The organism is Daejeonella sp. (assembly GCF_036405355.1).
Taxonomy (GTDB): Bacteria; Bacteroidota; Bacteroidia; order Sphingobacteriales; family Sphingobacteriaceae; genus Daejeonella.
Genome location: NZ_DASWXT010000103.1, coordinates 1 through 10737, shown reverse-complemented (window position 1 = coordinate 10737; position 10737 = coordinate 1). Strand labels below are relative to the sequence as shown.

Sequence of the window (10737 nt, the reverse complement as noted above, 5' to 3'; positions counted from 1 at the left end):
CCGGTCTTGCCAGTTCTGAAAGTGCCCCACCCTGCTTTGAAAGTACGATTCCGATTCTCAGCTTAACTACCCTAATACCAGATTTCAGTCCTTCATCTACAGCGGCCTCCCATTGTTTGCAGCAATCGGCCAAAAACCCGGTCCCGCTTTCACTTTCTTCATAAAGTATCTCATCATTTCTATCACCATAATATCCTACTGCTGAAGCAGATATAAATGTTTTAACAGGAGCTTTTATAGCATCTATTGTGTGGTATAGCAACTGGGTCGACCTGATCCTGCTATCAACAATTTCCTGCTTTCGCTGTTTGGTCCAACGCTTATCAGCAATACCTGCACCCGCAAGATGAATGATGGTATCTATTCCCTGAAAAGCTTTCAGATCAATCAATTGCTTATCTATATCCCAATTAAAAGTACTAACACCTTTGAAATTTGAATTTTGCCTGGATAGCACAGAAACTCTATGACCCTTTTCCAGCAGGTTTTTAATAAGTCTGGTACCTATCAGGCCACTTGCCCCGGTTATTAATATATTTCTGCTTGAATTAATATCAGCGTTCATGATGCAATTATAAGAGTCATTTATGTATTAATACAACGGATTAAATTTATTTATTAATCCAAAAAAACAGAACACTGATCAATTTGTAAAAATTTTGTTAAGGGCATTTTCGCGAAACCTAAAGATATCTTTTACTTTTTCCCTGACAAATAAACTATGAGCTAATTGCCCAAGTAAGCCAAGAGGAATCTGATATTTTATTTCGTCCTTCATTAAGATTCCATTTTCCTGCTGAATAAATGTATGAGTATGCTCCCATATTTTGTAAGGTCCTTTCAATTGCCTGTCTGTGAAGCTATGTGGCTTATTTACATTAAAAATCTCAGTTTGCCATTTCAAAGGAATTCCAAATGCAGGTTTTACAATATAATCTATTATCATGCCTTCATAAATCTCCTTTTCATCAAGGTTACTTAAAATTTTAAAATCCATTTCAGGCGGAGTAATACGAGCCAGATTTTTTGCAGATGAAAAGAAATTCCAAGCCTCATCAATACTAACAGGTAAAAGATGTTCAGTTTTAAAATAATATATCATGATTTGATTTAATAAGGTTGGGTATGTTCGACTAGCTTAGGAAAGCAAATTTTAAGCCATTCTGTAAACTTTTCAGGATGGGATTCAATTTCTTTTTCGAGCTCAATGAGACTAATGTATTTCCATTCCTTTACTTCAGCGTAATTCAATACCGGTAAATCGTCAGTATACCCTAGATAAACATGATCAAATTCATACTCAGTGAGTCCATTGGAAAATTTACACTTATACATAAAACTGAAACTAAACTCCAGATTACACTCCATACCCATCTCTTCCATTAATCTGCGCTTACAGGCATCAAGCGTCTTCTCACCAGGTTTTGGGTGGCTACAACAGGTATTTGTCCAAAGTCCGGGAGAATGATATTTCCCATCGGCTCTTTGCTGCAGGATAAGTTCATTTTTAGAGTTAAATACAAAAACTGAAAATGCCCTGTGAAGGAGTCCAAGTTGATGTACAGATAGTTTATCCTGAACACCTGTTTCATTATCCTGGTTATCCACAAGAATCACTAACTCATCAGCTCCTTCAAAGGTCTCTTTCATTATTAGCTTTCTTTTTTAAGATAATTACTGATTATATTCTTAAGCTTTAGATCATTCAACCTGTTCAGGGACTGAAGCAAAAACACCCTGTCATTTTCCTTATTGTCATTATAATTAAGAAATGAGGGCACATTGGTTTGAAACGTATACCTCAGGAATCTCAATTCTATATTTTTCTGGTCGAATTGAATCGCTTTTTCAAGCATCAGCTTACCCTTTTTAAAATATGATAATTTAATAAATGGGTTAATTAAATGTTTAGCCATCAACATATTAGCACTTCCTCTGTATCCTAAAAACAGTGCATTATTTTTATCATTATAAGGTTCTAAGAGTTCAATTAGTTCAATACATACCTTTTGAGATGATTCTGCTTTATGAAATAATACCCGCACATCTTCAATCTCAGGAGTTTTTGCTGAGAGCGATAATCCATGGAAAAGAAAAAAACAAAGCAGATATGACCTCACACCCAGTTTAATTTGTTTTGAACCATACAATTGACCATTATTCCAAGTTTCTTACCGTTATTTATTCTGATTCTTTCGCTTAATATCTTTTTAGGTGGCAGTTTCTTTATCTTATTAAACAAAGCTTTATAATAAACATAAGCCAGATAAACTCCTCCTCTTGATGTACTTGGAAGTAGTTTTATACCTTTCAATGCAATCCGGAAATCATTCTCTATATCCTGCTCTATCTGTTCCTTAGCGGCCAACGTAAATTCAGAAATATCAACATCCGGAAAATAAGTTCTACCTAAAACCTGGTAATCATCTTTCATATCTCTCAGGAAATTCACTTTTTGAAAGGCAGCCCCAAGTTTCATTGCATAAGGTTTAAGCTCATTAAATTGATTCAAATTGCCTCCTGTAAACACATGAAGGCACATCAGTCCTACAACTTCTGCTGAACCTAAAATATACTGCTGATATTTTTCAGCGGTATAGTCAACCTTCTCCAGGTCCATCTCCATACTTTGTAAAAAGGTTTCAACCAAATCCAAACCAATATTGTACTGATGAACTGCATGTTGAAATGAATTCAAAATAGGATTCAATGAAATCCGATTCTCAATGGCTTCATAAGTTTCAACCTTGAATTTTGTAAGAAGAAGTTTCTTATCAAAACCCTCAAAGCTGTCTACAATCTCATCTGCAAGACGTACAAAACCATAAATTGAATAAACAGAATCTCTCAGGCTGTTACTCAGACAGTAAATCCCCAATGAAAAGCTTGTGCTATAAGCCCTTGTGGTCATTTTACTGACTTGTAAAGAAAGATTATCAAAAAGAATTTTCATCTACTTTTGATTTAAATGTTTAATCATCTGTCCGGCAGCTACTTTTCCCGAAATAATCGAAGGTGGCACCCCTGGTCCAGGAACCGTGAGCTGCCCGGTATAAAATAGATTTTTCACCTTCTTGTTTCTGATACTTGGTTTAAGATTAGCCGTTTGCAATAAGGTATTAGCCAATCCATAGGCATTTCCTTTATATGCATTGTAATCAGTTATAAAATCACTTGCACAATAGGATTTCTTATAATCAATGGCCGTACTAATATCTTCCTGAATATGTTTGTTCAATCGTGTAATCATTAAATTAAAATATTTTTCACGAAGTTCCTCTGTGTCTGTGAGTCCCGGGGCCAATGGCATTAAAAGAAACAAATTCTCATTGCCTTCGGGTGCGATATTGTCATCTGACTTCGAAGGGCAGCAAACATAAAAAAGTGGTTTTGCAGGCCATTTTGGGTTTTTATAAATCTCAATAGCATGCAGTTCCAAATCTTCATCAAAGAAAAGAGTGTGGTGACTAAGCTTTTCAATCTTTTTGTTCAAGCCGATATAGTAAATAAGGCAAGAGGGAGCAAAAACCTTGCTTTTCCAATAATTTTCATCGTAATTTCTATGTTTCGCGTCCAGTAGCTTAGTCTCCACATGATGGTAATCGGCTGATGCAATTATCGCATCACAATCTATCCTGCTGCCATTAACCATTATTCCCCTTGCCAGATTATTTTCAATTATTATTTGATCAACAGGAGAATTCAAATGAATCTTTGTACCATTTCGCTTGGCAACCTCCAGAAAACCATCAATTACTTTTCCAAAACCTCCATCAGGATACCATGTACCTAGTTTAAGCCCTGCATAATTCATTAAACTGTATAATGCAGGGGTATCCTGTGGCATGGCGCCAAGAAAAAGGACCGGAAACTCCATCAGGGCAACCAATCTGGGATCACTGAAGAACTTTCTTACATGTTTTCTGAACGAGCTGAAAACCTGAAGACGAAAAGTACCTTTGATAAGATCAGGGTCAGCAAACTCCATCAAAGACAATCCCGGTTTGTAAACCAGACTTCCCATACCAGTATCATATTTGAACTGGGCCTCCTTCATAAACCTATCAAGTTGCAGAGCACTACCCTTTTCAATAGACTCAAACATCTGAGAGAGCTCATCAAAGTTTTCAGGAACCCTCATAATCTCAGATTGAGGGAATACAATATCAAAAGATGGATTTAAGAGCTTAATTTGATAAAAATCAGAGACCTTATAACCAAAGTCTGAGAAAAATTTTTCAAAAACATCGGGCATCCAGTACCAGCTCGGACCCATGTCAAAAACATATCCATTATCTTTTAACTGCCTCGCCCTACCACCAGGCTGTGGATTTTTTTCATAAACATGTACCTCATGTCCGGCTGCAGACAAATATGAAGCTGCACTTAAACCCGAAAAACCTGATCCGATGACAATAATTTTTGACATTATCTACTTAAATTATTGCTTAAAACTTCATTCAAACCAAGTATTCTTTCAATATCCAGCACTGAAGAGAGGTACTCTGCATTCTGGGGATATTTCATGCTTGAAATCAATTTATGATTACCAGCAAGGTATATTTTCTCACCTGAAAAATACTCATTTATACCCTCGATATCTTTTTGAATCTGCTCAGGCAAATCAAAATGAATCAGGAACATCAATAAATAATCTGGTCTGGTGTCAATAACTACTGATTCTAAGGATTTTATCGGGACATTACTGCCCAGATAAATCACTTTATGGCCAGAAAGTCTAATTAAAAAATTTGCATATAATAAAGGCAACTCATGAAATTCATTCTCAGGAAGGAAAAGCAACCATGTTTTATTATCTGAATCAGCTAAAGGCAAAGCATCGATAGCTGCTGATAATTTTTGATGAAATATATTGCTTATAAAATGTTCACTGGTTGTAGGCAGGAAATCACTGGCCCAAAGCAAACCTATCCGGTTCATTAAAGGATATATTACCGTTTTATAAGTGTCTCTGATTCCATAAGCTGAAAAACTTAAAGAAAGAATGTGTTCAAAATGGCCGGAATCAAAAGACATCCCGGCAGCAATAAGCTGATTTATAAAGTATTCTTCGCTATCACTTGAATCGATTCGTCCGGAATCATGAATCATTGAGAATAGAGTATCATCACTCATGGAACATAATTGGGAAACTTTATGCCCTTGTTCCATCAGACTAACAATATTAAGAAGACGCCTTAACTGTTTGTCGTCATAATATCTGGTATTTCCCTCAGAACGCTCAGGCTTTAAAGCATCATATCTCTGCTCCCATATTCTGATTGTATGGGGTTTGATTCCTGAAAATTGAGCTAATTGAGAGATGGAAAATAAATTCATTGTTTAAATTTAAAACAAAAAATTTAAACAAAATCATTTTACACAGCAATATTACAATTAAATGAAATTTAGAACGACTACAAGAAGGGATTACTTAATTTTTTTCCAGTACTCCTCGACAACCATTCCATTTGGCAAAACACCATTTATGATAAGTTTGTCCTGATCGACCACAAATTTATAAGCAATAGTTACATCTGTATTTTGTGAAGGCCGGCTACTAAACTTACTGGTAATCAGAACACTATCTCCCCTGATTTCATAAATGCCAGAATTATATAATTCAGGAGGATTATTCCCTTCCAGCATAAAGGCTTCATAGGTATCTGAAGCATAGGTTCTTTGCATTTGAAATTCATTAGAAGCTTTCTGGGATCTGCCATTGTAAATACCCCCATCATACTGCCATGTTCCCTTAAGAGGGCCCGTGCTACAGGATGAAATTATAACAAGACATAACAGAGAAGACGAAATATTTAATAGTTTTTTCATGGTAATAATTTAATCAGGAAAGCCAATTAATGTCTTTTTTTAGCATTCTTAGAGTCTTTTCTTCCTCAGAGCCTTCTTTTGCAGTAAAATCATATACCCAATTAGCCTGAGGAGGCAGACTCATCAAAATAGATTCAATTCTTCCATTGGTTTCCAGACCAAACCTGGTTCCAGCGTCATAAACCAGATTAAATTCCACGTATCGGCTCCGCCGCTGGAATTGCCAGAGTTTTTGTTCTTCGGTAAATGATTTGCTTCTGTTTCTCTGAATAAGTTCAGTATAAGCCGGCAAAAAAGTCCTGCCAACAGCTTTAGAGAATTCAAAAATATCTTCCCATTCAAGACCTGTTGACTGAGGGGTTAGACGGTCATAAAATATACCTCCGACACCTCTGGTCTCCTGGCGGTGTTTAATATAAAAATAATCATCAGCCCACTTTTTAAACTTTACATAAAACTCAGATTGAAACTGGTCACAGGTTTGTTTTAGTTTGGCATGAAAAAAACGCGCGTCCTCTTCAATCACATAATGTGGAGTTAGGTCAATTCCGCCACCAAACCATCGCAAATCCTTACCAGATTCGCCGGTCATTTCAAAGTAGCGGATATTCATGTGAATAATCGGGACCCATGGATGATTTGGATGGATGACAATTGACACGCCGGTGGCAAAAAAATCATCCTCAGCCACTCCCAATGCTTTTTTTACAGTTTCGGGAAGTTTACCATGGACAGCAGAAAAATTTACCCCCCCCTTTTCAATGATACTTCCGCCCTGAATTATACGTGTACGACCGCCACCTCCTCCATCCCTTTGCCATAACTCCTCCTGAAATTTAGCTGAACCATCAGTGAGTTCAAGTCCGGAACATATTTCATCCTGAATAATCTGGTAAGCTTCAGCTATCTTCTCTTTCGTAATCATCCTTCAAAAATGATGTTTTTTTAATTAGATCATGAAAGCAATTCTCAACATACTCAATTCGGATTAGCTTATTTCAAGATAGTCCAGATCCTTACCAAAGGTTTCCTTAAGCTGATATAAAGCAATTAAGGCTATAGCTAAGGATACAAATCCCACAACTAATGCACTGTTAATTATGCCCAAACTACCTTTTAAAGCTGTAAATGAAAGGGTTGCCAAAACCAGAGATCCTCTAACAAAATTAGGTACAGTAGTAGTTACAGTTGCTCTGAGATTTGTTCCAAACTGCTCTGATGCAATCGTAACAAAGGTTGCCCAATATCCGGATGAAAAACCCAGGAATAAAACAAGCCATATAAACTGTTGTGAATTCATACCCTCTGCATTCAGATAAACTACAATGCTAACTCCCGTAAGCAATAGAAAAACAAGCATAACTTTCTTTCTTGAACGCCACATCTGGCTCATAAATCCGGCAACTATATCTCCTATTGCAATACCTATATAACAATACATTATACCGGTTCCTGCTGAAAGTGGTTCTGTTGCATTTAATTCCTTACCAAATTCGGGCGAGAACGTAACGAGCACTCCTACTACAAACCATAGCGGAATTCCAATTAATATGCAACTCAGATACTTTTTAAATCGCTTTCCATCCGAAAAGAGCATAAAAATATTCCCTTTGCTTACTCCATCGTTCTTTAAATTTTTAAACATCCCTGACTCTGCCAGACCGACGCGCATGCCAAGCAGCAGCAATCCCATGATCCCTCCAATGATATAAGATGTTTCCCAGGCATAATTCTCTCCAACTATTGCAGCGGCAACTGCCCCCATAAGTCCTACACCTGCTACGATCATTGTACCATAGCCTCTATTTTCCTTACTCATCGTTTCAGTAACCAGGGTAATCCCGGCACCCAATTCCCCTGCAAGACCGATTCCGGCAATAAAACGAATTATTGCATACTGCTCAACAGTTGTGACAAAACCATTGGCAAGATTTGCCGCTGAGTATAATAATATAGATCCGAAAAGCACACTCAGGCGTCCCTTTTTATCACCCAAAACACCCCAAAGAATTCCTCCAATCAGCATTCCAAACATCTGGCTGTTAATCAGCATAGTACCCACGTCCAGCAAGTCGCCATCAGAAACTCCAAGTCCTTTCAAACTTTTAATCCGGATAACTGAAAAGAGGATCAGGTCATATATGTCAACAAAATAGCCTAATGCAGCTACGATGATAATTAGTTTAACATTTTTCTTATTTACAGCATCCTGATCCATATGATATATTTTATCCCACAATCTACAAACAAAATTGAAAAACCAAAACAAGAGCTTAATTCATTTTAAGTAATATGATCTAAGCGATATTTTTTAATATCAAGTCAATTTGCGGATATTTGTATGAATGGTTGTATCAGAAAACATGCTCAAATGGGCAATGCGTTTTTATCCCCCGCTATTTTTTCAAAGAATCTGGGTAATTAAGTTTGATAAGGGCTTTACCGGAGTGCATGTAAAGATTTCAAAGAGCTTTTTGAATGTAAATTATAATCGAACCATCTTTGGGGGTACCATATTCAGTGCTTCAGACCCATTCTTCGCCCTGCTTTTTGATCAGATTCTCCAAAGAAGAGGCTTAAAATGCCGGGTATGGCTAAGAAGTGCTGAGATCCGTTATTTAAAACCCGGAGCAACGAATTTATATTTTACAATTTCACTCAGCGAAGAGCAAATTAAAGAGGCTGAAACAATACTGGTAACTGAAGGGAAATTTGTCAAAGCATATCCGATGAATATATTTAGTTCAGAAGGCTTGCTTTGTGCTACAGTGATCAATGAAGTATATATTCGTAACCTGTATAAAGGGGAAGAACAAACAATTGCCTACTAAAAGATTATTGATCATGAATATCAGGAGACTAATTTTGGAGGGGGAAGGCGTAACGCAGGATTTCAAAAAAAAGATAACCAGCTGTGAAAAAATCGCCAAAACAATGGTTTCATTCGCTAATAATAAGGGGGGAAGACTTTTGGTCGGAATATCTGACGATGGAACAATAAGTGGAGTAAAGTCTGAAGATGAGGAGAAATATATGATTACCCGGGCAGCTCATTTTTACTGTAAACCAGCGCTCGAACCTAAATTTGAAGAGGTCTATCTCGATGATAAAACAGTTCTTGTTGCAGAAATAAAAAAGAGTGAAATGAAACCCCATTATGCTCTTGGTGAAGATAAAAAATGGTGGGTTTACATCCGGGTAAAAGATAAAAGCGTGCTGGCCAGCAAAATTGTAATTGATGTTCTCAAACGTGAAAACAATGAGTATGGAGTTTTGCTTGAGTATTCTTCAAAGGAAAAAGCCCTCTTAGAGTATCTGAATGAACATGAACGAATCACTTCACGTGAATACAGTCAGATGCTTAACCTTTCAAGGCGAAGAACCCATCGTATTCTTGTGAATCTGGTACTTTCAGGAGTGATCAGACTTCATACCACAGAAAAAGAAGAGTACTATACTGCTTCTTAATATAAGATAGTATAAATTACTATTTTACAGATACTTAAATACCTTAAAAATTTACGTTGAAACGCATTTACTTCAAATATAAGTCCCATTATCAAAGTAATCTTATACTGGCAATACCGGTTGTTATTTCACAGCTTGGGCATACGCTTGTACATACTGCTGATAGTGTTATTGTAGGACATTTTGCAGGTACGATTCCTTTAGCTGCGGTCTCGCTTGTCAACAGTATTTTTATTATAGCTCTGGTTATTGGGATGGGTATTTCCTATGGACTCACCCCTCTCATTGCACAGGAGAGCGGTAAGAAAAACAATCAGGAGTGCGGGAAGCTTCTTGCTAATAGCTTACTGATCAATGCAATCATAGGAATACTATTGTACATCCTCATCTATTATGGTTCTCTTCTGTTTATCGACAGAATGGATCAGGACCCCGATGTTGTGGCACAGGCAAAGCCCTATCTGGGTTTGCTGGGCTTCTCAATCGTACCATTAATGATTTTCATGACCTTTAAACAATTTGCCGAAGGACTCGGCTTCACCAAGCAGGCTATGATGATCTCTCTATGGGGAAATCTCATTAATGTTTGCCTTGGGATCACCTTCGTTAAAGGTTTATTTGGAGTTGAGCCTATGGGTGTTAATGGCGTGGGCTGGAGTACACTTATCGACAGAATTATCATGGCTATTGTAATGTGTATTTATGTATTAAGGTCAAAGCATTTTAAAGATTATCTTAAATCATTTAGCCATGAATCGATTGATAAAATCAGATCGTTAAAGATTCTGAAAATTGGCACGCCGGTTGCACTTCAATATACTTTTGAAGTGACCGCCTTCAGCGTGTCAGCGATATTAATCGGTAGTATTGGAGCAGTAGAACAGGCAGCACATCTTGTGGCTATCAATCTGGCAGCGATAACCTATATGATGGCCAGTGGTATTTCTGCTGCAGCAACAATTAAAACAGGCAATAATTTTGGTAAAGAGGATTTTCTGAATCTTAGGCTTTCGGCCATATCCAGTTATCATATTGTATTGATCTTTATGGCAGTCGCGGCTCTCTTATTTGCCGGGCTTAATGAATATCTGCCATGGATCTATACTTCAGATAAGGCTGTTATAAGCATTGCTGCACAATTACTTATAATTGCAGCATTTTTCCAGCTATTTGATGGAACCCAAATTGTAGGTTTAGGAATATTACGTGGAATAGGTGATGTTAATATACCTACATTAATAACTTTTATAGCCTATTGGGTTATTGGGATACCCGCCGGATATTATCTTGGAATAGTTTTGGGATTGGGAGCAAATGGAATCTGGTATGGACTGACCCTTGGCTTACTGGTTTCTGCTGGGTTACTCTTTACCAGATTCCATTATTTTTCTAAGAAGCTGGTTCGGCAAGCTCAAATAAAATTGATGCCACCGGAAT

Annotated in this window: 13 protein-coding genes; 3 read left to right on the top strand and 10 right to left on the bottom strand. The window is 37.2% G+C overall.

The genetic code is table 11. From position 1 onward, the window contains the following. The 10 genes from VGE44_RS12755 to VGE44_RS12710 form a co-directional block, all read right to left on the bottom strand. A partial coding sequence (locus VGE44_RS12755; RefSeq protein WP_331079640.1) for an epimerase occupies positions 1 to 565 on the bottom strand: 565 nt, incomplete at its 3' end. 78 nt (positions 566 to 643) lie between these two features. After that, positions 644 to 1102 (bottom strand): SRPBCC family protein, encoded by a 459-nt coding sequence (locus VGE44_RS12750; RefSeq protein ID WP_331079638.1) that lies wholly within the window; start codon positions 1100 to 1102, stop codon positions 644 to 646. 8 nt (positions 1103 to 1110) lie between these two features. Next, positions 1111 to 1650 carry an isopentenyl-diphosphate Delta-isomerase gene (idi, locus tag VGE44_RS12745; protein ID WP_331079636.1) on the bottom strand — a complete coding sequence of 180 codons (540 nt, stop codon included), beginning with the start codon at positions 1648 to 1650 and terminating at the stop codon, positions 1111 to 1113. Positions 1651 to 1652: 2 nt separating this feature from the next. After that, positions 1653 to 2120: a hypothetical protein gene (locus tag VGE44_RS12740; protein ID WP_331079634.1), complete on the bottom strand. Its 468-nt coding sequence runs from the start codon at positions 2118 to 2120 to the stop codon at positions 1653 to 1655. After that, positions 2117 to 2953: a phytoene/squalene synthase family protein gene (locus VGE44_RS12735; RefSeq protein WP_331079632.1), complete on the bottom strand. Its 837-nt coding sequence runs from the start codon at positions 2951 to 2953 to the stop codon at positions 2117 to 2119. The genes VGE44_RS12740 and VGE44_RS12735 overlap by 4 nt, the downstream gene beginning before the upstream one ends. Then, positions 2954 to 4429, bottom strand: a complete 1476-nt coding sequence (locus VGE44_RS12730; RefSeq protein ID WP_331079631.1) for a phytoene desaturase family protein — start codon at positions 4427 to 4429, stop codon at positions 2954 to 2956. It lies immediately after the preceding gene. Beyond that, positions 4429 to 5340: a MerR family transcriptional regulator gene (locus VGE44_RS12725; protein WP_331079630.1), complete on the bottom strand. Its 912-nt coding sequence runs from the start codon at positions 5338 to 5340 to the stop codon at positions 4429 to 4431. The genes VGE44_RS12730 and VGE44_RS12725 overlap by 1 nt, the downstream gene beginning before the upstream one ends. A gap of 90 nt (positions 5341 to 5430) precedes the next feature. Then, positions 5431 to 5832, bottom strand: a complete 402-nt coding sequence (locus VGE44_RS12720) for a hypothetical protein (protein ID WP_331079628.1) — start codon at positions 5830 to 5832, stop codon at positions 5431 to 5433. Between the two features lie 13 nt (positions 5833 to 5845). After that, positions 5846 to 6757 (bottom strand): oxygen-dependent coproporphyrinogen oxidase, encoded by a 912-nt coding sequence (hemF, locus tag VGE44_RS12715; RefSeq protein WP_331079625.1) that lies wholly within the window; start codon positions 6755 to 6757, stop codon positions 5846 to 5848. 63 nt (positions 6758 to 6820) lie between these two features. Continuing rightward, entirely contained in the window at positions 6821 to 8050 is a 1230-nt protein-coding gene (locus VGE44_RS12710) for an MFS transporter (RefSeq protein ID WP_331079623.1), read from the bottom strand. 127 nt (positions 8051 to 8177) lie between these two features. Between VGE44_RS12710 and VGE44_RS12705 the strand changes: the two genes are divergently transcribed. The 3 genes from VGE44_RS12705 to VGE44_RS12695 form a co-directional block, all read left to right on the top strand. Beyond that, positions 8178 to 8663 (top strand): DUF4442 domain-containing protein, encoded by a 486-nt coding sequence (locus tag VGE44_RS12705; protein ID WP_331079621.1) that lies wholly within the window; start codon positions 8178 to 8180, stop codon positions 8661 to 8663. 13 nt (positions 8664 to 8676) lie between these two features. Then, the gene (locus VGE44_RS12700; RefSeq protein ID WP_331079619.1) at positions 8677 to 9300 is read left to right on the top strand and encodes an RNA-binding domain-containing protein; all 624 of its coding nucleotides are present in this window, start codon (positions 8677 to 8679) and stop codon (positions 9298 to 9300) included. A gap of 56 nt (positions 9301 to 9356) precedes the next feature. Next, on the top strand, positions 9357 to 10737 hold a 1381-nt coding region (locus tag VGE44_RS12695), incomplete at its 3' end, for an MATE family efflux transporter (RefSeq protein ID WP_331079617.1).

What these genes read in the sequence shown, in the direction of transcription:
- VGE44_RS12750 (WP_331079638.1), bottom strand. Translation starts at nt 1,102, where the DNA reads ATGATATATTATTTTAAAACTGAACATCTTTTACCTGTTAGTATTGAT.
- idi (WP_331079636.1), bottom strand. Translation starts at nt 1,650, where the DNA reads ATGAAAGAGACCTTTGAAGGAGCTGATGAGTTAGTGATTCTTGTGGAT.
- VGE44_RS12735 (WP_331079632.1), bottom strand. Translation starts at nt 2,953, where the DNA reads ATGAAAATTCTTTTTGATAATCTTTCTTTACAAGTCAGTAAAATGACC.
- VGE44_RS12730 (WP_331079631.1), bottom strand. Translation starts at nt 4,429, where the DNA reads ATGTCAAAAATTATTGTCATCGGATCAGGTTTTTCGGGTTTAAGTGCA.
- VGE44_RS12725 (WP_331079630.1), bottom strand. Translation starts at nt 5,340, where the DNA reads ATGAATTTATTTTCCATCTCTCAATTAGCTCAATTTTCAGGAATCAAA.
- VGE44_RS12720 (WP_331079628.1), bottom strand. Translation starts at nt 5,832, where the DNA reads ATGAAAAAACTATTAAATATTTCGTCTTCTCTGTTATGTCTTGTTATA.
- hemF (WP_331079625.1), bottom strand. Translation starts at nt 6,757, where the DNA reads ATGATTACGAAAGAGAAGATAGCTGAAGCTTACCAGATTATTCAGGAT.
- VGE44_RS12710 (WP_331079623.1), bottom strand. Translation starts at nt 8,050, where the DNA reads ATGGATCAGGATGCTGTAAATAAGAAAAATGTTAAACTAATTATCATC.
- VGE44_RS12705 (WP_331079621.1), top strand. Translation starts at nt 8,178, where the DNA reads ATGGTTGTATCAGAAAACATGCTCAAATGGGCAATGCGTTTTTATCCC.
- VGE44_RS12700 (WP_331079619.1), top strand. Translation starts at nt 8,677, where the DNA reads ATGAATATCAGGAGACTAATTTTGGAGGGGGAAGGCGTAACGCAGGAT.